General features: G+C 53.2%; 19 protein-coding genes. 11 read left to right on the top strand and 8 right to left on the bottom strand.

Annotated features, from left to right (window positions below):
* Window positions 1-123: 123 nt before the first annotated feature.
* A complete protein-coding gene (nikR, locus tag RC73_RS14275) occupies window positions 124-534 on the bottom strand; it encodes a nickel-responsive transcriptional regulator NikR (RefSeq protein ID WP_039035281.1) in 411 nt (136 codons plus the stop codon).
* A 642-nt stretch (window positions 535-1176) separates the two neighbouring features.
* Here nikR and RC73_RS14270 point away from each other — a divergent pair.
* Genes RC73_RS14270 through RC73_RS14255 form a run of 4 tightly spaced genes read left to right on the top strand, consistent with a single transcriptional unit; the run spans window position 1177 to window position 6303 of the window.
* Window positions 1177-2685 (top strand): ABC transporter substrate-binding protein, encoded by a 1509-nt coding sequence (locus RC73_RS14270; protein ID WP_233962381.1) that lies wholly within the window; start codon window positions 1177-1179, stop codon window positions 2683-2685.
* Window positions 2676-3737, top strand: coding sequence for an ABC transporter permease (locus tag RC73_RS14265; RefSeq protein WP_233962382.1), 1062 nt, complete (start codon window positions 2676-2678; stop codon window positions 3735-3737). The genes RC73_RS14270 and RC73_RS14265 overlap by 10 nt, the downstream gene beginning before the upstream one ends.
* Window positions 3734-5599, top strand: a complete 1866-nt coding sequence (locus tag RC73_RS20155; RefSeq protein WP_082014331.1) for an ATP-binding cassette domain-containing protein — start codon at window positions 3734-3736, stop codon at window positions 5597-5599. Before RC73_RS14265 ends, RC73_RS20155 begins: the two co-directional genes overlap by 4 nt.
* On the top strand, window positions 5596-6303 hold the full coding sequence (locus RC73_RS14255; protein WP_233962383.1) for an ATP-binding cassette domain-containing protein: 708 nt from the start codon (window positions 5596-5598) through the stop codon (window positions 6301-6303). Before RC73_RS20155 ends, RC73_RS14255 begins: the two co-directional genes overlap by 4 nt.
* 73 nt (window positions 6304-6376) lie before the next feature.
* Here RC73_RS14255 and asnS read toward each other — a convergent pair whose 3' ends face one another.
* Window positions 6377-7777, bottom strand: coding sequence for an asparagine--tRNA ligase (gene asnS / locus RC73_RS14250; RefSeq protein ID WP_039035280.1), 1401 nt, complete (start codon window positions 7775-7777; stop codon window positions 6377-6379).
* 200 nt (window positions 7778-7977) lie between these two features.
* Here asnS and RC73_RS14245 point away from each other — a divergent pair, with 200 nt between their 5' ends.
* On the top strand, window positions 7978-8313 hold the full coding sequence (locus tag RC73_RS14245) for a hypothetical protein (protein ID WP_039035279.1): 336 nt from the start codon (window positions 7978-7980) through the stop codon (window positions 8311-8313).
* A gap of 135 nt (window positions 8314-8448) precedes the next feature.
* Here the strand turns inward: RC73_RS14245 and RC73_RS14240 are convergent, their stop codons facing one another.
* Together RC73_RS14240 and pabB are read right to left on the bottom strand one after the other, a co-directional pair.
* Window positions 8449-9018: a CoA pyrophosphatase gene (locus RC73_RS14240; RefSeq protein WP_039035278.1), complete on the bottom strand. Its 570-nt coding sequence runs from the start codon at window positions 9016-9018 to the stop codon at window positions 8449-8451.
* 97 nt (window positions 9019-9115) lie between these two features.
* Window positions 9116-10525, bottom strand: coding sequence for an aminodeoxychorismate synthase component 1 (gene pabB, locus RC73_RS14235; protein WP_039035277.1), 1410 nt, complete (start codon window positions 10523-10525; stop codon window positions 9116-9118).
* Window positions 10526-10780: 255 nt separating this feature from the next.
* Between pabB and RC73_RS14230 the strand changes: the two genes are divergently transcribed.
* Window positions 10781-12298 carry a fumarate hydratase gene (locus RC73_RS14230; protein WP_039035276.1) on the top strand — a complete coding sequence of 506 codons (1518 nt, stop codon included), beginning with the start codon at window positions 10781-10783 and terminating at the stop codon, window positions 12296-12298.
* Window positions 12299-12364: 66 nt separating this feature from the next.
* Window positions 12365-14410 (top strand): dipeptidyl-peptidase 5, encoded by a 2046-nt coding sequence (locus RC73_RS14225; protein WP_039035275.1) that lies wholly within the window; start codon window positions 12365-12367, stop codon window positions 14408-14410.
* 479 nt (window positions 14411-14889) lie between these two features.
* On the opposite strand, the gene fadE is transcribed toward RC73_RS14225, so the two are convergent.
* A complete protein-coding gene (gene fadE, locus RC73_RS14220) occupies window positions 14890-17340 on the bottom strand; it encodes an acyl-CoA dehydrogenase FadE (protein ID WP_039035274.1) in 2451 nt (816 codons plus the stop codon).
* A gap of 253 nt (window positions 17341-17593) precedes the next feature.
* Between fadE and RC73_RS14215 the strand changes: the two genes are divergently transcribed.
* Window positions 17594-18394 carry a class II glutamine amidotransferase gene (locus RC73_RS14215; protein ID WP_039035273.1) on the top strand — a complete coding sequence of 267 codons (801 nt, stop codon included), beginning with the start codon at window positions 17594-17596 and terminating at the stop codon, window positions 18392-18394.
* On the opposite strand, the gene RC73_RS14210 is transcribed toward RC73_RS14215, so the two are convergent.
* Together RC73_RS14210 and RC73_RS14205 are read right to left on the bottom strand one after the other, a co-directional pair.
* Window positions 18338-19066, bottom strand: a complete 729-nt coding sequence (locus RC73_RS14210; RefSeq protein WP_405130443.1) for a DUF3108 domain-containing protein — start codon at window positions 19064-19066, stop codon at window positions 18338-18340. The genes RC73_RS14215 and RC73_RS14210 overlap by 57 nt on opposite strands.
* Window positions 19067-19085: 19 nt before the next feature.
* Window positions 19086-19448, bottom strand: a complete 363-nt coding sequence (locus RC73_RS14205; RefSeq protein WP_037436559.1) for an MGMT family protein — start codon at window positions 19446-19448, stop codon at window positions 19086-19088.
* A gap of 176 nt (window positions 19449-19624) precedes the next feature.
* On the opposite strand from RC73_RS14205, the gene def reads away from it, so the two are divergent.
* Window positions 19625-20119, top strand: coding sequence for a peptide deformylase (gene def, locus RC73_RS14200; protein WP_039035272.1), 495 nt, complete (start codon window positions 19625-19627; stop codon window positions 20117-20119).
* On the opposite strand, the gene RC73_RS14195 is transcribed toward def, so the two are convergent.
* The gene (locus RC73_RS14195) at window positions 20116-21594 is read right to left on the bottom strand and encodes a sensor histidine kinase (protein WP_052248206.1); all 1479 of its coding nucleotides are present in this window, start codon (window positions 21592-21594) and stop codon (window positions 20116-20118) included. The genes def and RC73_RS14195 overlap by 4 nt on opposite strands.
* A gap of 485 nt (window positions 21595-22079) precedes the next feature.
* Here RC73_RS14195 and RC73_RS14190 point away from each other — a divergent pair, with 485 nt between their 5' ends.
* Entirely contained in the window at window positions 22080-22883 is an 804-nt protein-coding gene (locus RC73_RS14190) for an ImuA family protein (RefSeq protein WP_152608449.1), read from the top strand.
* A 1-nt stretch (window position 22884) separates the two neighbouring features.
* The coding region (locus tag RC73_RS14185; protein ID WP_039035269.1) for a hypothetical protein at window positions 22885-23185 on the top strand (301 nt) is incomplete at its 3' end.

Raw genomic sequence — 23185 nt, 5'->3', positions numbered from 1 at the left:
ATCATTACTTGCATTTAGACTTGTGTCTCATGCGGTCATTGCCATAGCGGGATAGCTGCTTATGGCAATGACTTTGCGTGCAATACCGGCAGGTTTGTGCTTGATGGTGGGCACTATGCAATATCAGATAATTCCGGCACGACTTAAACGCGCGAGATTAACCCCTTTCAGTACCGCTATTTGATTGACCAACTTATTTACTTCAAAAGCCTGACCTTTGAGGATAATGGTTTCCAAACACTTATGATGGTCTATGTGGACATGGGTACTGCAGAGCACGTGTACTAGATGATTGTGCTGGATTTCAATCAGCTTTTCCGACAAACCTCTCTGATGATGATCGAAAACCAAGGTCAGTACACCTACAACATCCTCTTTGCTGTTGTTCCATTGCTTATCAACTATCCTGTCGCGAAACAGATCGCGAATATATTCTGAACGTGATTGATAGCCTCGCTCGCGGCTATCATTTTCTATCTCTTCGAACAGTGATTGGGGTAGGGATACGGTAAAACGTTGAGTTTCATCTGTCATGACTGTTTCTTCAGAAAAACACTATTGGTTAGTAGAGCTTACACAAGCTTTGCCACAAAATGTCCTTTTCCATTTTCATTGGGTGTGATCTATAGCAAACTTTTTATCTTTGTTGGTTTTTTGTGCTGTTACACTGAAAGGAATCGGGGTAGTGTTACTAAAAATAAATAAGTAATATCGGCGGGTGGCGTTAGGTTCCGGTCGAACATAACACTGAAAATGCCTTGTGGGCGTTTAATAAACAAGCCTATTTAAGCAATCAAGAGAGCTTGATCATTTCCTGCTGCACCCATTGGTCGGATCCCTAGCTTATATGAATAGTTAGGGTTCGGCTCAAATGATCTGGTTATGCACTGAACTTGAATTGCGCTCTTCTCCTTGGCAAACCAACATACAAGTTAGTATCACTTTGCCGCGGAACCGCCATCATATCCGTCAATAAGTCTAAAAAATTTTAGCCAGGTTCGGGAGTTTCAGGTGTTGCTTTCATCTGCTTATATCAAATCCAAGAGCAAACCCATTTGCCGGTCCAAGCCGCAAAGGTCAGAAAAACTGACACAATCAAAACATGGGTCTAAGTCGACAATATCAACTACCGGATTGCTGTTACTGACTCTGTTGGCAGTAGCTTTGCCTTTCCAGTTGAAAGCGAATACGACCCCAGAGCCCTTGGTCATGGTGCTGGGTGCGGAGCCCGATGGTGGCTTTGACCCCATCCTAGGTTGGGGGCGCTACAATAATCCGCTCATTCAATCTGCCTTGCTGCGCCGCTCAGGCGGCGGCGAGTTTATCGGTGATATTGCCAGCGATTGGACCTTGAGCCCCGACAGGCTCAAATGGACAGTAACCCTGAGGCCTAATCTGCTGTTCAGTGACGGCAGTCCGCTCAACGCAGAGGATGTGGCTTTTACCTTTGAGCAGGCCAGAAATGCTGCCGGTATGCAGGATTTATCCAATTTGGTCAAGGTGGAACAAAAGTCTGAGCTGCAAGTCGAATTCACCCTCAAGCAGGCAGATATCGGTTTTATCGATACCTTGGCCGAGCTGGCGATAGTACCAAGCGACAGTTACGGCCCGGATTATGGTCAGCATCCCATAGGTTCGGGGCCCTATAAAATGCGCCGCTGGGATAAGGGGCAGCAGTTGATCCTGGAAGCTAACCCTAAATATCAGAGTGCCGATCCTGACAACCCGCTGCTGAAAAAGCCCTTTTTCGACAAATTGGTTATCGTCTTTGCCGACGAAGACAGCCGCTTTGCCATGCTCAGAACCGGGCAGTTGCAACTCTCGGCGCTGGCACCCAGATATGCCGATGCCCTGATGGCGCAGGGTAATTATCGCCTGTGGTCACAAACCAGCGTCGATAACCGCGGCATTGCCTGGCCGATGCGGGCGGAAGATAACCCGGTCACCAGTGAATTGGCGGTGCGCCAAGCCTTCGATATGGTGATCGACCGCCAGCAACTGGTCGATAATCTGCTGGGGGGCTACGCAAGACCGGCCTGGTCAATCGCCGATGACTTGCCATGGGGCGGCGCGGTTCCCGATTGGGCCGATTGGCAGATGAAGCAGCGTTTACTCAAAGCGTCAGAACTCTTGGCCAACGCCGGTTGGTTACCGGGAGCGGACGGCATTCGCGAAAAGAATGGGCAACGGCTGACATTCCCGCTCTACTATCTGGCCGGTGACAGCATACGTGAGCAGTTGGCGCTGGCCAGTGCCCAGATGGCCAGAATGGCTGGGTTCGAGGTGGAGCCCAAGGCGGACAGCTGGGAAAATATCTATCGGGTGATGCATCAGGCGCCGGTGCTCTTTGGCTTTGGCAGCCTTTCGGCCAATGAGATGGCGCTTGTCTACGACAGCCGCAATGCCGGTAAAGGCTATTTCAACTCCGGCTATTATGATAACCCGCTGGTCGATAAGGCGCTGGAAAAGGCTCGCGAGGCAGACTCTGTCGACAGTGCGATTGCATTCTGGAAACAGGCACAGCAACAGATAAGCCGGGATGTGCCCTGGAGTTGGTTGGTGAATCTGCAGCATCTGTATGCCGCCAACCCTTGTCTCGATTTGGGGCAACCCTTGGTGGAACCTCACGGTCATGGCTGGCCGATCACCAATAATATCAACCAGTGGCGCTGGCAATGTCCATGAAACCAATGTTGTCTGCCAACAAGCCGATAGTGGCGCAAAAGTGGTCGTCAGTTTGCTGGCGGGGAGCTTTGTTGCGGTCTCTGCGGCTGGCGCTGCTGTTGTTGCTTGCTTGTTTGCTGGCTTTTGTGCTCTTGTCCTTGTCGCCGCTCGATCCCTTAATTCACTATCTGGGCGGTAATCTGCTGGCGGTATCCGATGCCCAGCGCACCCAGATGATCCGCGAGCTAGGGTTGGACACTGGACTCTGGCAGCAGATCAGCAGTTACTTTTCCGCTCTGCTGAGTGGCGATATGGGTCAGAGTCTGGTGTTTCGCCAGAGCGTTTCCGAGGTGATTGCCGAGCGCTTGCCGCTATCCTTGCTGTTGATGGCGCTCTCCTGGGGACTGGCTCTGCTGCTCGGTTATGGCCTGGGACTGCTGTGTGCCATCACCGAAGGGAGTTTCTGCGATCGCTGGCTGAGACGCTTTGCCTGGCTGCTTTCGAGCATTCCGTCATTTTGGTTGGCAATGATAATGATAAGCCTGTTTTCTGTCACTCTGGCCTGGACACCCGTGTGCTGCGCTGCGCCGCTGGGGCTGAGTTTTACCGAGCAGAGCCTTGGCAGTATGTTGTTGCACCTCGCTTTGCCCTTGACTGTCCTGACGCTAAGCCAACTCTCACCCTTGGTGCTGCACACCCGGGAAAAGGTGCTGGATCTCTACCACAGCGAATATGTGGGATATGCCCAAAGTCACGGTAAAGGTCGTCTGGCGGTATTCAAGAAGCATATCTTTGCCAATAGTCTAAAGCCCGCGATAGTGCTGCACTTTGCTTCTTTTGCCGAGCTGTTCGGCGGCTCTATTCTCGCCGAAACCGTGTTTAATTTCCCCGGACTCGGTAGCGCCTTGGTCAAGGCCGGACTCGGTAACGATGCGCCCTTGCTGATGGGGATTACCCTGTTTTCGGCGCTGTTTGTGTTTTGCGGTAACCTGGCCGCCGAGCTTATCAGCGCCAGATTGCAGCGTGGCAGGCTCAGTGGACTTTCGACTCATGCCACTGGAGTGCAGGCATGATGGGCGGATTAACGCTTTGCTTGAAAAGCCTTCAGGCCAAGGATGGCAGTCGCGTCGCCATCTGGTTTTGGCCGGTTTGCGGACTTTTCTTGCTGACGACACTATGCCTGCTATTTGGCAATCATGCCAGTGAGCTTAACCTGCTGGCCAAGAGTCAGGGGCCATCCTGGGCTCATCCCATGGGGACGGATTGGCTTGGGCGTGATATGGCCGAGCGTAGCGGCGCGGCCATGCTCAAAAGTCTGTGGATAGGCGCGCTGGCGGTACTGCTCAGCAGTTCGCTGGCACTGCTGCTGGCCTTGCTGGCGCAAACCGGCTCCAGGTGGCGTCAAGCTGTATTACTCGGTTGCGATCTCTGTATGTCACTGCCACATCTGTTGCTGCTGATCTTGCTGGCGCTGGCCTTTGGTGGACAGGAATATGGGGTGATTGCGGCCCTGGCTTTGAGTCATTGGCCGAGACTGACCCGTTTACTCTTACTGGAAATGGATGAAATCCTGGCTCAGTCCTATGTCAGTCTGGCGCTGGGGTTTGGCGGCTCCAGGTTAAGCACCCGCATGCGCCACTTATGGCCTCATATCATGCCGCAGTGGCTGATTGGCGGGCTCAACTTGTTTCCGCACGCCTTGCTTCATGTCGCGGCGCTGAGCTTTCTTGGTTTTGGCCTCGACAGCAACGCGCCCTCCATAGGCGAACTGCTGGCTGAGGCCAATCGCTATCTGTTGCTTGGCCAATGGTGGCTGGCGCTGTTTCCCGGGATCTTGCTGCTGAGCTTTGTTTTGCTGTTGTCTAAGCTTGCCGAAAATCTGATCCAGTTTGCCAGAGACGGTATGGCTGCGCCTAAGTTACCGGGCACCAATGTCTTGAGATCTAAAGGTGATTTACTTTCCTCAAGCGATGTTAAACCCGTCGTCGCCATTCATACCCAAGTGACAGATTTAACGCTTAAGGATAGTAGTGGCAGAACCTTGCTGGATGGGCTCAATATTGAGGTGGTTCCAGGACAGGTTACTGCAGTGCTGGGTGAGAGCGGCGCCGGTAAGAGCTTGCTGGCGCTGGCTATCATGGGCTGTTTGCCAAAGGGGATAGTCATGCAATGCGCTGGTTTGATGCGGCCGCAAAAGACGGCGCTTTGCGCTCAGAGTACCCAGGTGCTGGACGCCAACATTAAGATAAGCGAATTGCTTGACTGGTACTGTGATGATGCCATGCGTCCTTACCGGCAGGCTCTGTATGACGAGCTGGGTATCACAGCGGAGATCTTGGCGGCTTATCCTCCCATGCTCTCCGGCGGTATGGCCCGGCGGGTATTACTGGCGCAGGCCCTATTGCAAGCGCCGGAACTATTGCTGGCCGATGAGCCTTGTTGCGGTCTGGATGAGCTTGCCGCCACTGAGCTTTACGCCTTACTCAACGACTTTGCCAGCGGCGCCTTGCAGCAGCGGCTGGGTTTAGACGCCAGCCCCAAGGCGGTACTGGTTATCAGTCATAACCTCAGGGCTGTGCTGGCCTTGGATGCCGAGCTGTATCTGCTGCGCCGCGGTCGGCTCACCGAGGTGACGGATAGCGCCAGTCTGCGAACGAGTATTGCCGGGCATAAGCCGGGAGATGAATATGAGAGTGACGGCTGCTATAGCCACACCTTGCTGGCGGCGTTGCCGGAAAACTGGCCTGCCGGCAGCTGTCGCTTGGCTGATGCTGAACCAAAGAGCGGGCCCAAGAGTCACCTCAATAGCCGGCTCGATAATCAAGCTGCCAGTCAACCCGTTGGCGAACCCGCTAGTCAACCAGCTGGTCAACAAAAGCCCCATGGTGACAGTCTGGATAGTTTCAGCAACTCGCCTTGTCGGAGGCGTGCATGAGTCTAAATTCTTTGCAAAAAAAGCCGGCTCAATCCGGCTCTGCCTTGGCGCTTGAAAGCGCGCCTTTGCCTTCTGAATCCTTATCGCCGCTGCTTTCACTCAGTGGTGGCTTGGCTTACCGGGGCAGCAAGGTGATTGAGCTGCCTGATATCGCTATTAATCGCGCCGAAATTCTCGGGATCTGGGGTGACAGTGGCTGCGGCAAGTCCACCATGGCCGCGATACTCACAGGCTTGATGCCGCTTACGGCGGGAAAGCTTGAGTGCAGTCAGGTGCTCAAGCAGGTTGGCGGCCGCCCTTCACCCATTCAGTGGGTTATTCAGCAGCCGGAGCAGGCGTTCAACCCCAGATTGACCCTGGCGCAATCCTTGAATGAGAGTTGGCAGGGGCGTGATTATGCTCATCTCTTGCCCATGCTCGGCGTGGCCGAGTCTGAATTCAGGCGCTGGTTGGCATCACGCCCCGGCGGCCTTTCCGGCGGTGAGCTGCAGAGGCTCAATATTTTAAGGGCTGTGGCGCCGGAAACCCGGCTGCTTATCTGTGATGAAATCACGGCCCAGCTCGATATGCTGAGTCAGCAAAGGCTTTGGCAGCAACTGTTGCAGATAGCCCGTGACAGGCAGTTGACCCTACTGGTGATCTCCCACGACAAACCTTTGCTCGGCGCGGTTTGCGACAGAGTACAGCCCTTTAAGCCGGTGTAAAATACGTAGCTAAACTTGATATCCAGCCAATAAAAAACGCGCCCGGAAGCGCGTTTTTTTGGATAAGAACTCGTTAGAAGTTGGCGCTTCTTGGGGCGCGAGGGAAGGGGATTACATCGCGGATGTTGGAAACACCGGTAACGTAAGACACCAGACGCTCGAAGCCCAGACCGAAGCCTGAGTGAGGCACAGTGCCGTAACGACGCAGATCTCTATACCACCAGTAATCTTCCTTGTTGAGATTCATCTCGGCCAGGCGCATATCCAGTACGTCCAGACGTTCTTCACGCTGTGAACCACCGATAATTTCACCAATGCCGGGGGCCAATACGTCCATCGCTGCCACTGTCTTGCCATCTTCGTTGAGACGCATATAGAAGGCCTTGATATCTTTTGGATAGTTCTTCACGACCACAGGAGCCTTGAAGTGCACTTCGGCCAGATAACGCTCGTGCTCGGATTGCAGATCTATGCCCCATTCGACATCATACTCAAACTGCTTGCCGCAGTTTTTGAGGATCTCAACGGCATCTGTGTAGTCCACCTGGGCAAAGTCACTGCTGACAAAGTTTTCCAGGCGCTCAATCACGCCTTTATCGACGCGCTGGGCAAAGAACTGCAGGTCGTCCATTCGCTCTTCCAGCACCGCCTTGAAGGCGTACTTGAGCATAGCTTCGGCGAGACCGGCAATGTCGTTCAGATCGGCAAAAGCCACTTCCGGCTCAACCATCCAGAACTCGGCCAAGTGGCGGCTGGTGTTGGAGTTTTCAGCACGGAAAGTTGGGCCAAAGGTGTAAATCTTCGACAGGGCACAGGCGTAGGTTTCACCGTTGAGCTGACCCGATACGGTCAAAAATGCCTCTTTACCGAAAAAGTCTTCTTCGTAATTTACCTTGCCATCGGCGGTACGTGGCAGGTTTTCCATGTCCAGCGTTGATACCCGGAACATTTCACCGGCGCCTTCACAGTCGGAGGCGGTGATAAGTGGGGTAGAAACCCAGATAAAGCCGTTTTCGTGATAGAAGCGGTGAATCGCCTGTGACAGGCAGTTACGTACTCGGGCAACCGCGCCAATGATGTTGGTACGTGGACGCAGGTGCGCCAGTTCCCTCAGGTGTTCAACCGAGTGACGTTTGGCCGCCATAGGATAGGTATCAGGATCTTCCACCCAACCTGTGACTTCCACTTGGGTGACCTGCAGTTCAAAGTCCTGGCCTGAGCCTGGGCTTTCAACCACTTCACCTGTGACAATCACGGAGCAGCCGGCAGTGAGCTTCAGCACTTCGTCATTGTAATTGGGTAAGCTATTTGGCACCACGCCCTGGATAGGATCGAAACAGGAACCATCATAGACGGCAAGAAACGAGATGCCGGCCTTGGAATCACGACGGGTTCTTACCCAGCCACGTACAGTGACCTGTGAACCGACCGCATGCTCGCCTTTAAATACAGATGCGACAGATGCAATGCTCATTATTGCTTAGTTCTCCAATGAAACGTTTTATGCTTCAATTCGCCCCGAAAATAGTTCGAGAGCAGAAATCAGGCAAATCCCTGACTATATTGATGACACAGGAAAAAATTTGGAGGTTAATATTACCTTGCTGGTGGCTTTTCTCAAGCTGAAAAAGGTATTCTGGGGACAATATCCCCCTTCAGACGGAAGGAGTTTGGATGAAAAAGGTCAAAATCTTTCAATATCTGTTGGCGAGCCTGTCGATTATTGGTTGGTCACTGGCGATTTACGCCCTGCTGATATTTGATAAAGCGCGGCCCGATAGGGCCGTAGGCTATTTCTTCAGCAAAGGGGCGCCGGTGCGTTTGTACTGGGACCCTCAGCAGACCATGCTATTGGAATATATCATCTGGGCTTGCGCTGCCATCAGTTTCATTAGTCTGGCTTTCAACTGGTATGTGGCTCATCACAGCCGCTTGGGTTATTGGTTCAATATTCCACTTTTGCTGCTCTCATCCACCGCCGCTGGCTTGTATCTGCGTTTCTTCATCTAAGGAAGGTGCGAATAAGTCCTCGCGGCCTTCTCTTTTGTAGAGAGTGGCTTACACAGCAATTGGCATTCAAGGCATCTGACTGAAGGCATGCCGGGGCCTGTCAAAGTCTTCCCTAACTGCCTTTATGCTGTGCTGTCAGCGCAGTTGTCGACAAAGCATATCGATAATCGCCGCGGTGGCGCCCCAGATAAAGTGCCTGCGATAGGGAATAAAGGTGACAGGGTAGAAATGGCCGCGGCGCTCGAACATAGCCGTGTGACGATTTTCCTCTTCCAGTAAAAACGCCAGCGGCACCCGAAATAGCTCCTGCACTTCGGCCGGGTCAATTTGGGCCTCAAAGGGTGACTTTACCCAGCCAAGCACAGGGGTGATCTCAAAGCCGGTAAAGGTGGGATGATTGGGCAGTTGACCTATGATTTCGACATTATCCGGCGCCAAGCCTATCTCTTCTTCAGCTTCTCTGAGGGCTGTCATGATAAGGTTCTGATCTTCGGCTTCCGGTTTGCCGCCGGGAAAGCTCACTTGACCTGGATGAGCCTTAAGATGCTTCGGTCTCTGGGTCAGGATAAGTTCCGGCCCCTGCAAACCCGGCTCCAGCGCGATAAGTACCGCCGCGGCCCTGAGTTTGGCCGGGAGCAAAGGACTTGAATGGTATCGACTCAGGGCCCTGAGTTGAAAACGGGTCAGTAGCTCGTCTTTATCCATAGCGTCCTTGAAGTAAATTGAAGTAATCAATAACCCAAGCCATTACTGTCCTGTCTTCGCAAAGAACTATCATCAAGCTTAAATGGCAAGCTTAAGGCTAAGGCGAGTCTGGCTCAGGGGTCAATAGCGGCAGTATTCGACTCACTTTATCATAGGTTTCCTGGTATTCGGCATCCACGTCTGAGTCGGCTACTATCCCGCCGCCGGCCCAGCAATAGAGTTGTCCGGAATCGGCAACTAGGGTTCGAATGGTGATGCTGCTGTCCATTTTGCCATCCTGACTCAGATAGCCGATGGAGCCGCAGTAGAGTGAGCGGCGACTGGGTTCCAGCTCTTCGATAATTTCCATGGCGCGGATTTTGGGCGCGCCTGTGATTGAGCCGCCGGGGAAGGCGGCCCGCAGCAAGTCTGTGGCCTGATAACCCGGTGCCAGTTCGGCAGTCACTGTACTGACCAGATGGTGCACCGCCGGAAAGCTTTCTATGGCAAACAGATGCGGCACGGCCACACTGCCTGGGCTGGCAACCTTACCGATATCGTTGCGCAGCAAGTCCACTATCATCAGGTTTTCGGCTCTGTCCTTTTCCGACTCCGCCAGCTGTTTGGCAAGCTGCCTGTCTTGCTGTTCATCGGCACTGCGGGGCAGGGTGCCCTTGATGGGCTTGGTTTCAATATGGCGATTGGAATCCAGGGCAATAAAACGCTCGGGTGAGATGGACAGGATGCAGTTGTGCTCCAGGCGAATAAAGGCAGAGAAGGGCGCGCCGTTGGCTTGTCTTAGCTTACGATAGGCTTGCCATTCATCGCCTTGATAGTCGGCCTGGAATCTTTGGGTCAGATTGATTTGATAGCAATCGCCGCTGTGAAGATATTGCTGCACTTGGGCAAACTTGTCGCCATATTGCTCGCGGCTAAGTTGCGAGCGCCACTCACCACTGAGCCGGAACGCTTTCTGGTCAAGGTGCTTATTGGGACTGTTTGCGACTTTGGACGTCAGCCGCGACAGGGTGTCAATCAGCGCCTTTTCACCGCGGTAGTGCACCAACTGCCAGCACGCTGATTCCTTATCTCGAATAAGGGCCCAGTTATAGAGGCCGACATTCATCTCCGGCAGAGCGATATCGGCTGCGGCCAGTTTCGGCAGTTTTTCCAGTCTGCGGCCAAGATCGTAGCTGAAGGCGCCCACAGCGCCGCCGCTGAAAGGCAGATTGACCGGCATGGCGTTGGGAAAATACTGTTGCAGCAGTTGTTGCAGCAAGGCAAAAGGATCGTCACTTGAGCGTCGTACGCTGCCTGCCTCAGCGATTTGGGTGGTTTCACCTGTGGTGACTAGCGTGGCTATCGGCTCGGCGACTATGATGTCGTATCTGGCGTCAGAGTGTTTGGCATCGGCCGAATCCAGCAGCATGGCCCAAGGCTCACCGCTGAAGTGGGAAAACAGCTCTAAGGTTGATAATTGCCAGTCAAGAAGGCGAATGGCGGGAGGGCAAATAGCCTGCTGGTACATCGAACGACCCTATCTGAAAATGTGATGTAGCCCAAAAAGGAACGAAAGAGTATCATAACGGCCACAAAAAACTAATAAAACCACCCCTGGCCCTTGGTGAAAACGCGTTGTATCACGGCTTTGCTATCGTTTTGAGCATTTTTGTGTCGCAAAACCGGCAAGCGGAGCCTGAAATTCAAGGCTTTGGCTTGAATCTCTGTTGAGCGTTGATCCTGAGCTGAAGGGGCGGATCCTTAGGCTAATGGAGCGCCAAACATGTCTGTAATCAAGCAAGCTGACTTTATCGACAGCATCACTGATGCCCTGCAATATATCTCCTATTACCATCCGAAAGATTTTATCGATGCCATGGCTGCCGCCTATGAGCGTGAGCAGAGCCAGGCTGCCAAGGATGCGATTGCCCAGATTTTGATCAACTCGCGCATGTCTGCCGAAGGGCACAGACCCTTGTGTCAGGATACCGGCATTGTGACCTGTTATGTCTATCTGGGGATGGGCGTGCAGTGGGACAAGACAGATATGACAGTGCAGCAGATGGTGGATGAAGGCGTGCGCCGCGCTTACACCAATCCTGATAACCCGCTGCGGGCTTCAATTGTGGCCGACCCGGCCGGCAGCCGTAAAAACACCCGCGATAACACGCCTTCTGTGGTGCATATTCAGATGGTTCCCGGCGATCATATCGAAGTGGCCATTGCCGCCAAGGGCGGCGGCAGTGAAAACAAGGCCAAGATGGTGATGCTCAATCCGTCTGACGATATCGCCGCCTGGGTTGAGAAGACACTGCCAACCATGGGCGCCGGCTGGTGTCCACCGGGTATGCTGGGAATCGGCATTGGCGGCACCGCCGAGAAAGCCGCTGTGCTTGCCAAGGAAGCCTTGATGGAGAGCGTGGATATTCATGAACTGATGGAACGCGGCGCCGAAACCACGGAAGAGAAGCTGCGTTTGGATATCTTCGAGCGCGCCAATAACTTAGGCATTGGTGCCCAGGGCCTGGGCGGTTTGACTACTGTACTGGACGTTAAAATCAAGACAGCGCCAACCCACGCCGCCTCCAAGCCTGTGGTGATGATCCCTAACTGCGCCGCCACCCGCCATGTGCATTTCCATCTTGACGGCAGCGGCCCTGCCGAGCTGACTCCGCCAAGCCTTGATGACTGGCCGGAAATCACCTGGGAAGTGGGTGAAAGCGTGCGCCGGGTCAATCTCGATACCGTTACCCAGGAAGAGATTGAAAGCTGGAACAGCGGCGATACTCTGCTGCTCTCGGGTAAGATGCTCACCGGCCGTGACGCGGCTCACAAACGGATCCAGAGCCTGATTGAAAGCGGTGAAGGCTTGCCTGAAGGGGTTGATTTCACTGGTAAATTCATCTATTACGTAGGTCCGGTCGACCCCGTAGGTGATGAAGTGGTTGGCCCGGCCGGTCCGACAACCGCTACCCGTATGGATAAGTTCACCGATCTCATGCTGGATAAGACAGGGTTGATGGGCATGATAGGCAAGGCAGAACGTGGTCCGGCCACAGTCGAATCTATCCGCAAGCACAAGGCGGTATACTTGATGGCCGTCGGCGGCGCCGCTTATCTGGTGTCCAAGGCGATTAAGCAATCCCGTGTGGTGGCGTTTGAAGATCTCGGGATGGAAGCTATCTATGAGTTTGACGTCAAGGATATGCCTGTTACTGTAGCGGTTGACTCCAACGGGGTGAATGCGCACGAAACCGGCCCGGCAATCTGGAAGGTGAATATCCAGAACGCCAAGGCTTAAGCTGAACCTTGAGGGGCCTATTGGCCCCTTTTGCATTGCAATCAACAACCAATAAGAAGATTTATAATGAAAACCAACCCACTATTGATGGCGCTGCTCGCCGCAGGACTGGCTCAGCCGGCGCTGGCTGCCGATAAGGCCCCTTTTACTGTCCAGGATCTGGTCAAGCTCAACAAACTTCATTCTGCCGCTGTATCCAATGACGGCACCAAGCTTATCTACGGCCTGAAAAAGGTTACCGATGATGGCAGCAGCTCAGATCTCTATCTGTTGGATCTCAGCGACAAGAATGCGACTCCCAAGCAGCTGACTTCTGCACCGGGTACCGAACACGATGTGGCCTTCAGCAGCGACGATAAGCAAGTCTATTTTATCGCTGCCCGTGATGGCAGCAGCCAACTGTATCGCTTGCCGTTGGATGGTGGTGAAGCCCAGGCCGTATCTGATCTGCCTCTGGGTATCGACGGCTACAAATTATCGGCCGATGGCAAGCAGGTGGTGATGAGCATTCGTGTGTTTCCCGAGTGCGACACCCTGGAATGTTCAAAAGCCAAGTTTGATAAAGAAGCCGAGCGCAAGAGTACAGGTCGTGAATACGATCAGTTGATGGTGCGTCACTGGGACACTTGGTCTGACCATGCCCGTAATCACCTGTTTGTGGCGCAGCTTGAAAACGGCAAGCTGGGTAAGCCGGTGGATGTGACCCAAGGCCTGGATACCGAAACCCCGCCAAAGCCATTTTCCGGCATGGAAGAGGTGACATTCAGCCCGGATGGCAAATATATTGTCTACAGTGCCAAGGCTCCGAGTAAAGATCAGGCCTGGACTACCAACTACGATCTCTGGCAGGTGCCGGTCACAGGTGGCAAGGCCAAGAATCTTACCGAAGATAACCAGGCCTGGGATGCTCAGCCGGTGTTTTCCGCCGATGGCCGTTATCTGGCCTATCTGGCGATGAAAAAGCCTGGGTTCGAGGCCGACAGATACCGCATCATGCTCAAAGACACAGTCACGGGTCAGAGCAAGGAAGTGGCGCCTATGTGGGACAGAAGCCCAGCCTCACTGAGCTTTGGTAAAGATAACAACACCCTGTATGTGACCGCTCAGGATCTGGGGCAGGTGTCTGTCTTCGCCATCAACACCCAGTTTGGTGATGTGCGCACTATTTACAACGATGGCAGCAACAGCCTGGTGGGTCTGGCGGGCGATCGTTTGATCATCAATCATAAGTCTTTGGTGGAACCGGGCGATCTCTACTCCATCAACATGGAAGGGCAAAACCTGACCCGTTTGACTGAAGTCAACAAGGCCAAGCTGGACAAGGTCAAGTTCGGTGAGTTTGAGCAGTTCAGCTTCAAGGGCTGGAACAACGAAGAGGTTTATGGTTACTGGCTCAAGCCGGCGAATTTCCAGAAAGGCAAGCAGTATCCGGTGGCCTTCCTGGTACACGGCGGCCCACAAGGTTCATTCGGCAACAGTTTCAGCTTCCGCTGGAATCCTCAGCTGTGGGCCGGTGCCGGATATGCGGTGGTGATGGTGGATTTCCACGGCTCTACCGGCTATGGTCAGGCCTTTACCGATTCCATCAGCCTGGATTGGGGCGGTAAGCCTTTGGAAGATTTGCAAAAAGGTCTGGCTGCGGTTGCCAAACAGCAGAAGTGGATCGATGCCGATAACGCCTGCGCCCTCGGCGGCTCCTACGGCGGTTACATGATGAACTGGATCCAGGGTAACTGGAATGACGGTTTCAAGTGCCTGGTTAACCACGCGGGCTTGTTCGATATGCGCTCCATGTACCATGTGACCGAGGAACTCTGGTTCCCAGAACATGAGTTTGGCGGCAGCTATGAGCAGGCCAAGGATCTTTATGAGAAGTTCAATCCGGCCAACTATGTGGAAAATTGGAAGACTCCTATGCTGGTGATCCACGGTGAGAAAGACTTTCGGGTTCCTTACGGTCAGGGTTTGGCGGCGTTCAGCTATATGCAGCGCAACAATATCCCTTCGGAGCTGCTGATCTATCCGGACGAGAACCACTGGATCCTGAATCCCAATAACCTTGAGCAGTGGTACGCCAAGGTGCTGGGCTGGATGGACCGCTGGACCAAGTAGAACAGGGAAACATGGCACAAGCTTGGTTATATGTTGCAGCGACATATACAGTTTATAGCCACAGATGCTGACTTGAACCACAAAGAGCCAAATCCGACGACTTCAGGTTGTCGGATTTTTTGTGTCTATAAGTAAAAATTTGATATCAGCGACGGTTAATAGCCGTTTTTAATAGGATGTTTTGCTAACAGAGAAAACGCTATCTATACGACAAGCATAAAGGCGTCATTTTCTTGGGAATGAGATCTACTGTTAACTTCTGAATACGGGGCCAATCATCTGATTGTTTTACCTATTTTAATGCTGTGCAGACTGCTTTTTACACCTGGGTTAACTATGTCCCCATTTATTCTTTAAGTTTTGATGCTAGTTATCTTGAATGAAGACCAACTATTGAAGTGAAGGTTGGGAAGGACAATAAAAATGCCGTCCACAATTGTGAACGGCATTTTGTGTTTCCAGTGATATTATCGACAGTCTTAAGCGGCTTGTTCTTCGCGGTTTTCCGGCTCCAGGCTCTGAGCCTTGAGTTCGGCGGGGTCAAAGTCATCCACGTTGATGGACTTCATTCGGCCGATTTCAGCGCGCTCCAGCAGGGCCACTTCTGCATCGCTCAGAACACCCAGCGCCTTGCCTTCTGCGGCCACTTTATCCAGCCACATGAAGGGCAGACGTTTGCCGGCAGCCTTACAGACTTTGTCATACAAGGGCTCTGCCGCCAGTATGTCTTTGAAGGTCTGTTCCTGAATACCTACGGCATTATTGTCGCAGGCTTCCCAGAATTGTCCCTTACCCAGACGGTCACGGCTGGCACAAGGGGTCTGCATTATCTTGGCTACCTTGTGGTCCAACACATCACTTGGGCGCTTCAGTGGTCGACCGAAGGGGAACAACACCAGGCGCAGCACGCCGCCGAGGCCAGCAGGGAAGTTATCCAGCAGCTCATCCAGAGAAGACTGCAGCTTGTAGAGCGCGTCTTCAACCGCCCACTGTACCAGTGGCAGATCTTCACTTTGACGGCCTTCATCCTGATAACGCTTGAGGGTTGCTGATGCCAGATACAACTGGCTGAGCAAGTCACCCAGGCGAGCAGAGATCCGCTCTTTACGTTTGAGGTTACCCCCTAAGGTCGCCATCGCCAGATCCGACAGCAAGGCCAGGTTGGCACTGAAGCGGTTCATATGCTGATAGTAACGCTTGGTCTTGTCGGCAAAAGGCGCATTGGAGAAGCGACTGCCGGTGAGGCCCATCCACAGGCTGCGGATAAGGTTACTTGTGGTAAAGCCGATATGGCCAAACAGCGCCGCATCAAAGTTATTCAGGCCGCGGTTTACGTCGGTATCAAAGGCCGACTCCATCTCTGCCAGCACATATGGATGGCAGCGAATGGCACCTTGACCATAGATGATCATGGAGCGGGTCAGAATGTTGGCCCCTTCAACCGTAATGGCGATAGGTGCCGCTTGATATCCGCGTCCCAGATAGTTGTTGGGGCCAAGACATACCCCTTTACCACCGTGAATATCCATGGCGTCGATAACGCATTTCTGCATTCTGTCGGTCAGGTGATATTTGACTATCGCCGAGATGACGGAAGGCTTTTCACCCAGATCAATACCTGTGGTGGTCAAGGAGGTTACAGCGTCCATCAGATAGGCGTTACCGCCGATACGCGCCATAGGCTCTTCAATGCCTTCCAGCTTACCTATTGGCAGCTTGAACTGACGACGAATGCGGGCATAGGCACCGGTTGCCAAAGCCGCGGTTTTAACGCCACCGGCTGAGTTGGAGGGCAGGGTGATGCCGCGGCCAACCGACAGGCATTCCACCAGCATGCGCCAGCCTTGTCCCGCCATTTTCGGGCCACCTATGATAAAGCTCAGAGGGACAAACACCTCTTTGCCTCGGGTTGGACCATTTTGGAACATACAGTTGAGCGGGAAGTGGCGACGGCCGGTTTCCACACCTTCAACATCGGTTGGGATCAGGGCGCAGGTAATGCCCAGCTCTTCCTTATCGCCAAGCAGATGCTCGGGATCTTTAAGCTTGAATGCCAACCCCAAAACTGTGGCAACAGGTGCCAGGGTGATATAGCGCTTGTTCCAGGTCAGTTTCATCCCCAGCACTTCTTCACCTTGCCATTGGCCTTTGCAGACTACACCGAAATCCGGAATGGCGCCGGCATCTGAGCCGGCCTCAGGACTGGTCAGGGCAAAGCAGGGAACTTCCAAACCTTTGGCCAGGCGGGGCAGGTAGTGATCCTGCTGCTCCGGGGTACCATAGTGCTGCAGCAGCTCACCCGGGCCCAGTGAGTTGGGCACACCTACGGTCGAGGCCAATTCACTGCTGACACCGGCCAGTTTTTGCAGTACCCGGGATTGGGCGTAGGCAGAGAATTCCAGACCACCGTACTTCTTCTTGATGATCATCGCAAAGAAGCCTTTATCTTTGAGGAATTGCCATACTTCGGCAGGCAAGTCCGCCAATTGATGGGAAACCATATGCTGGTTAACCATGCGGCAGACCTCCTCCACAGGTCCTTCCAGGAAGGCATGCTCTTCGGCGCTCAGACGGGCAACCGGATAGTTGTGCAGCTTCTTCCAGTTGGGATTACCGGCGAAGAGATCGGCTTCCCACCAGGTAGTACCGGCTTCAATCGCCTCTTTTTCGGTGGAAGACATCTCCGGCATGATGCCGCGATAGAGTTTAAGTAATGGCCGGGTTATCACACTCTGCCTGAAGGCACTCAGGTTCAGCGGCAGGGCAATAACCAGGAAAATTATCCAGCTAATCAGTCCAGTTACATCCAGCAGGCTGCCTGCTGCCATGACCACTGCGGCGGCTATGGTTGCAGTCAGCAGGGATACTCTGAGGTACGCTGCTGCTCCTAAAACCAAGAGCAATGCCAGGATCCATAGTAGGGTAGTCACTGTTTGTTCTCCTTAATAAAACGACCACTTTATTCAGTGTAGAACGCCTCGCTTGAGAGCGATCAAGATCACAATTATAGTATGTGGTCAGACCTGTGTCGCAATAAAATTAAACCTAAGCGAAATCGAATACAAGCATTTTTCAAACAATTGTTTAAATTTTTTATTGCAAGCAATAATTCCCCTGCCGACAAGGCTTGGCTACAATGCCGCAGATAATGAAATAACAGATTCAGTGACAGGAAAAACCAAGATGTGTGAGCTGCTGGCGATGAGTGCCAATGTGCCAACGGATATTGTCTTCAGCTTTACCGGGCTGGCGGAGCGAGGCGGGGTGACCGGGCCCCATGTGGATGGTTGGGGGATCACCTTTTATGAAGGCAAGGGCAGTCGCACCTTCAAGGATGCCAGCCCCAGCAGCCAGTCCCATGTGGCAAGCCTTATCAAGTCATACCCGATCAAGAGTGAAGTGGTGGTCAGCCATATTCGGCAGGCCAACCGCGGTGAAGTCTCGTTGGAAAATACCCACCCCTTTACCCGCGAGCTTTGGGGGCGCTACTGGACCTATGCCCACAACGGCCAGTTGTCTGACTATGAACAGAAGTTTCAAAGCGGCCGCTTTCAGGCCGTAGGTGATACAGACAGTGAGCAGGCCTTTTGCTGGATAATGAGCCGCCTGGCCGAGCGTTTCGGTGAATCCGAGCCGGATGATATTTTGCCCGTGTTTGAATATGTCGCCCAGCTTGCCGAGGAGATCCGCACTCTAGGGGTGTTTAATATGATCCTCAGCGATGGCCGTTATTTGATGAGTTATTGCAGCAATAACCTTTGCTACATCACCCGCCGGGCGCCCTTTGGCCGGGCGCAGCTGATAGACACGGATGTGGTGATTGATTTCGACACCCAGACCACCCCTAAGGATGTGGTCACTGTCATAGCCACCCGGCCGCTGACCGGCAATGAAAACTGGCAGCTATTGGCGCCGGGGGATTGGAAATTATTCCGTCTTGGCGAGCTGGTTATTGACTTCCGAGCCCAGGCTCAGCTTGGCTAACTTGATATCGAGCTGCTTGCTGCCTGACTCGAAATGGGTCAGGCGCACCGGCAGCCAGCCGAGATCCGGTGCCATCCAAATAAAGGTCTGCCGTTTGCTGCTGTCGCGGACCACTTCCAGTTTCACCGTGTTATAAACGCCACTGTCCAGTGTCATCCGCTCCTTGCCGACTATCTTGAAACTATAGTCATCTATCTCGTTGTCCTTGACCAGCTCATAGGCCAGTGGCTCCTTGCCGGCGGCGAGATCCAGCCGAAACTGCAGCTGTACCATCAGGGCATCGTAGAGGGCGCCTGAGTAGTCCAGCTTGCTCTTTTCATCCTTGTAGCGACTGAAGATTTTGCCCTGCTCCTTGGCAAAGGCTATCTGCTCATTGAAGTTGGGGCCTGTGCCGGTTCGCTGATGGCTGAAGCGCAGCGGCGTCAGCTGACCATCCTGATAGGTAAATTCACTGCGGATATGGCGTTTATCGCTCAGCACCAGCAGGCTGAGATCGCTGTCCAATTTGTATTGATAGAAGTCGCCCTCTGGCGGCAACAGCATAAAACGGGCGCCACCGAGATTGATTTCGCCATAATTGACCTGATATTCAGCAGTGTGGGGTGTCAGGGGGCTGGTCTGCGCCCATAGCGACAAGGGCAGTAACAGTACCAAGAGTAGAAGTGAACGGATCAAAGGCAGTCTCCTGTGGTTAAAACGGCATGGACAAGACCAGAGTGGCCATGTCCGGCCGCCACTCATATTCAGACAGGGCAATTCTGCCTTGGTTCACTTGTACGCCTTCGCTGCGCAGCAGGCTCATCTGTAGCTGAAACGGATGGGTATCCTTGGCAAAGGAGATTTTCCCCTGACTGTTGATCACCCTGTGCCAGGGCAGTGCCAGGCTGTCCGGCGCCTGTTTCAGTGCCCGGGAAACATAGCGTGCCCGTCCTGGTAAACCGGCATAGTCGGCAATCTTGCCATAGCTTGCCACCCGACCTTCGGGGATCAGTGCAACTATGTGCCAAATCTTCTGCATTGGACTTAGTGGCGGGGCGCTCGTTTCCGGGGTCATCTTGGCTCCTGATGCTATTGGCGCAAATTATAATACCATTCCATAGCGGAGGTTACTCACTTGGCAAAAGTGTCATGGCGGCTCTGCGCTGCACATGCAAGATTTGCCTTTTGATGCTTTTTCGCCATAATGGCGCCCATTGAACGCCAAGTCGAGTAAATTGAGAATATAACCCTATGGCAATTATGGATATTTTGACGGTTCCCGATCCCAGGCTCAAGCGTAAAGCCAAGCCTGTTACCGAAATAGAAGCCGTGCAGCCTTTCATCGATGATCTGTTGCAAACCATGTATCACACAGACGATGGTATCGGCTTGGCCGCGACCCAGGTGGGCAGTGAACACGCAATAGTCGTCATTGATATCTCAGAAGAGCGCAATCAACCTCTGGTGCTGATCAATCCGCAGATCACTGAGTCCAGCGGCGAATTTATCGGTGAAGAGGGCTGCTTGTCCATTCCCGGTTATCGCTCCAAGGTAAAACGCTTCGAGTCGGTCACTGTCAGCTATCTGGATCGCCAGGGCCAAGCCCAGACGCTCCACAGTGATGATTTCCTGGCCATAGTGCTGCAACATGAAATCGATCATCTGCACGGCAAGGTATTTATCGAGCATCTCTCTCGCCTTAAACAGGAGATGGCACTGAAGAAGGTGCGTAAGTTTACCGCTTAAGCGATAGACTTAAGTTGGGCTTCGCTGCAGCTTGGCAGTTGCAGCGGCAGCTCAAGCAATATGCTCAAACCGCCCTGAGGCCGGTTGACCGCTAGGGCCGAGCCGCCCAGGAGCTGCATACACTGGCGCACAATCGCCAATCCCAGCCCATAACCTCCCTGAGAGCTGTGACGCGCTTCATCCAAACGGGTGAAAGGGTTGAACAAGGCTTCCAGTTGCTCCTTGGGGATCCCGGGGCCATCATCGCTGACACTCAGCTGCAGCCTGCTATCACCTAATTTGTCGTCACCCAACTGAGATACCTGGATTTCCACCCGGCAGGTTTCACCGGCATATTTGAGGGCATTGCGACAGACATTTTCCAGCGCCCGCTTCAAGTAGGCCATATCGGTATGCAAAGTTTGCTCATCAATGGGGGCCTGTGCCCAGACTATGCTTTGCTTGGGGCCAGACTCAAACTCCAGATCCTGCAGCAGTGAGCGGCGTAATTCTGTTAGGGTAAAAGGCGCTGCCGTCAGCTTGATGAAGCCGTTGCTCAGGCGGCTGAAGTCTAAAATGGTGTTGATCAATTGCGCCATCTCTTCGCCCTGGCGTCTTAGCCTGGCAAGCGGTTGTTGATGTTCCTCCCCCAAGCGATTTTCCAACAGGTGTAAGGCCAGCTCCTGCCGGGCAAGAGGAGTGCGCAGTTCGTGGGAGACATCCCTCAGTAACCGCTGCTGGGTTTGAATGCTTTTTTGCAGCTGCTCGGCCATATGGTCAAAGTCGGTCGCCAACTGGAAAAACTCCGGCTGCTTTAGTGAAAAATGGCCGGCAATCCGGGTATCGAGTTGACCCTGTGCCAGCTGACGGGTGGCACTGCGCAATAAACTCAGTGGCTGGATCAGATAGCGGCTCAACAGACGACTGAACAACAAGAGCACCAGTAGCCCTACCAGGATACGGATAAGCCAGAGGCTTTTATCCAGTTGCTGCGCCGGATGTAAAGAGGCGTTGAGTTGCACCACCAAGAGCAGGGGATTATCCGGCTCCAAGCTATTGCGTAGTGGCAGGCCTATCAAAGGTTTTTGCACCCTGTCCCCCATAGGCTGCTGCAACTGCTTGAGGAAATTGAGTTTGTAAACAAAGTGCGGGTGCATTTCCCGCTGACTCACCGCCTGCTGCTCGCTATCCAGCACATAGAGTACAAATGCCTGCCGTCCCTCCCAATCCGCAAGTCCCGTAATATCGCCCCTGACGATATAGTCGTTGGCCTCATCGGCCAGTTGCTGTAACTGGCTTTGGGTCTGCTGGGGCAGCAGTAACAGGCGGTTTAGCAACATGGCTTCAATACCACTGGCGAGCAGCAGGATAAGCAGTAATGACACACCAAAATAGCCAAACAGTCGCCATTGGAGTTGGGAAAACAGGCCGGAAAAGGGCAGCAAGGCACGCTCCTGAATTATTCGCTGAAGTCGAGAATATGTTTCGATAATCATTCTCATTTATTCTATATCGGGTTAAGGCTTTGGCGCCAGCACGACTTGTCAGTTGGCTAAAGTTAGTTATACTGTATAAAAATACAGTATCGGTGTTTTTCATGCCTGTTTCAGCCAAAACTCACTCTGTAAAATCTAATTCAGCAAAATCTCAGGCCTTGAACAGCCTGCTGGAGCGCCGGGATCTCTGGTTGGGGCCGGGCAGTCAGAACAAAACATTGGGGTATCCCAGTGGTTTTGAAGCATTGGATGCGCAGCTCAGTGATGCAGGGTGGCCAAGGCAGGGTATTTGTGAACTCTTCAGCCAATCTCCTGGGCACGGGGAACTCAGCCTGTTGCTGCCTTTGATGCGTTATTTACTGCCGGCTCAGTGTGGCTCTTATTCCGAAAGAAATCATTCCGAAATAAATCATTCGACAACAAGTCAGTCCGCAAAAAATCAGTCCAAAAGAAATCAATTTAGAGGGGATGAGTCCAGAGATACCATGATAATGCTGATAGCGCCGCCACTGCAGCCGCTGGCACAGAGCTTTGCCCAGCACGGTATTGCCGCCGAGCGTATTTTGTGGCTGGAATTAACCCAGCGTAAAGAGGTGCTCTGGGCCATGGAGCAAGGGTTGAGCAGCGGCGCCTGTTCTTTGGTGCTGGCTTGGCTGGACAAGCTGACACTGAGTGAGGCCAGAAGGTTGCAACTTGCCGCAGAGCAGGGCAAAGCGCTGGGAATTTGCCAGTTGCCTATGGCTCAGGCCGATAGTAATCATCCTGTTACCCTAAAGCTGGCTATCAGCGCGGCTGGCGTTAATACCGCCAGGCTGCAAATTTTAAAGCGTCGCGGTGGTTGGCCCGTCCCTGAATTGCATCTGCGTGGCTTGCCGGCACTGGCGCTTGAACTGCCCCATGTCGAGCCGGGCGTGGTAACCCTGAGAAGCGGCAAGGCGGGTCTCAATCATAGTTTAAGTAACTCAACAGATTTAATTGAGCCAAACCATTCCGGCCGCAAGGCCAATGGCCCTGTGCTTCACGACTCTGGTTTACATGGCACTGGTTTTCATAGCACTGGTCTTCACAACTCTGGTTTTCATAGCACTGTGCTTCATGGTCCTTGGGGGATGGCGCAGTCAAGGATTGCTGCATCCAATGAATGCGCGGCTAATCCCTGGACGGCACGGCAAGAGTCAAATAAGCCCGCGGGGCTTTTCCCAAGCGCTAATCCGCAACCGGCCAATTCTCAAACGGCACAGAGCCAAGCCGCTCAAAGCCATACTGCTCAGAGTCAAGAGGCTATCTGAGATGCCCCAGGTATGGATGGGAGTCTGGTTTCCACAGCTATTGCTGCAATATCAGCGTTACCGCCTGGCTATGCTGGGCAATATGGCGGGCACTATTACCGGTTCTATGACCGGTACTATGAACGACACTATGACTGGAAGTATGACAGGCAGTGGTGCGGCTCAGGTTCAAATACGCGTTCAAACTCAGTTCCAAACCCAAAATCAGCCCAAAGCAGTGCCAACCGCTGCGGCGTCAGAGCCTTTTGATCCCCAAGTCCCCATGGCCTTGTATGACAGCCGGAAGCTGGTTATACATTCGG

This window comes from Shewanella sp. ECSMB14102, assembly GCF_000813075.1.
Taxonomy (GTDB): Bacteria; Pseudomonadota; Gammaproteobacteria; order Enterobacterales; family Shewanellaceae; genus Shewanella; species Shewanella indica.
Note: the sequence above shows the minus strand (reverse complement) of the source record. Positions and strands in the feature narration are given on the sequence as shown.

Bases quoted from the DNA above. Each gene is read 5' to 3' on its own strand.
- pabB (WP_039035277.1), bottom strand. From the start codon at position 10,525: ATGTACCAGCAGGCTATTTGCCCTCCCGCCATTCGCCTTCTTGACTGG.
- RC73_RS20155 (WP_082014331.1), top strand. From the start codon at position 3,734: ATGATGGGCGGATTAACGCTTTGCTTGAAAAGCCTTCAGGCCAAGGAT.
- RC73_RS14215 (WP_039035273.1), top strand. From the start codon at position 17,594: ATGTGTGAGCTGCTGGCGATGAGTGCCAATGTGCCAACGGATATTGTC.
- RC73_RS14265 (WP_233962382.1), top strand. From the start codon at position 2,676: ATGTCCATGAAACCAATGTTGTCTGCCAACAAGCCGATAGTGGCGCAA.
- nikR (WP_039035281.1), bottom strand. From the start codon at position 534: ATGACAGATGAAACTCAACGTTTTACCGTATCCCTACCCCAATCACTG.
- RC73_RS14240 (WP_039035278.1), bottom strand. From the start codon at position 9,018: ATGGATAAAGACGAGCTACTGACCCGTTTTCAACTCAGGGCCCTGAGT.
- RC73_RS14245 (WP_039035279.1), top strand. From the start codon at position 7,978: ATGAAAAAGGTCAAAATCTTTCAATATCTGTTGGCGAGCCTGTCGATT.
- RC73_RS14255 (WP_233962383.1), top strand. From the start codon at position 5,596: ATGAGTCTAAATTCTTTGCAAAAAAAGCCGGCTCAATCCGGCTCTGCC.
- RC73_RS14230 (WP_039035276.1), top strand. From the start codon at position 10,781: ATGTCTGTAATCAAGCAAGCTGACTTTATCGACAGCATCACTGATGCC.
- RC73_RS14195 (WP_052248206.1), bottom strand. From the start codon at position 21,594: ATGATTATCGAAACATATTCTCGACTTCAGCGAATAATTCAGGAGCGT.
- asnS (WP_039035280.1), bottom strand. From the start codon at position 7,777: ATGAGCATTGCATCTGTCGCATCTGTATTTAAAGGCGAGCATGCGGTC.
- RC73_RS14225 (WP_039035275.1), top strand. From the start codon at position 12,365: ATGAAAACCAACCCACTATTGATGGCGCTGCTCGCCGCAGGACTGGCT.
- RC73_RS14190 (WP_152608449.1), top strand. From the start codon at position 22,080: ATGATAATGCTGATAGCGCCGCCACTGCAGCCGCTGGCACAGAGCTTT.
- def (WP_039035272.1), top strand. From the start codon at position 19,625: ATGGCAATTATGGATATTTTGACGGTTCCCGATCCCAGGCTCAAGCGT.
- RC73_RS14205 (WP_037436559.1), bottom strand. From the start codon at position 19,448: ATGACCCCGGAAACGAGCGCCCCGCCACTAAGTCCAATGCAGAAGATT.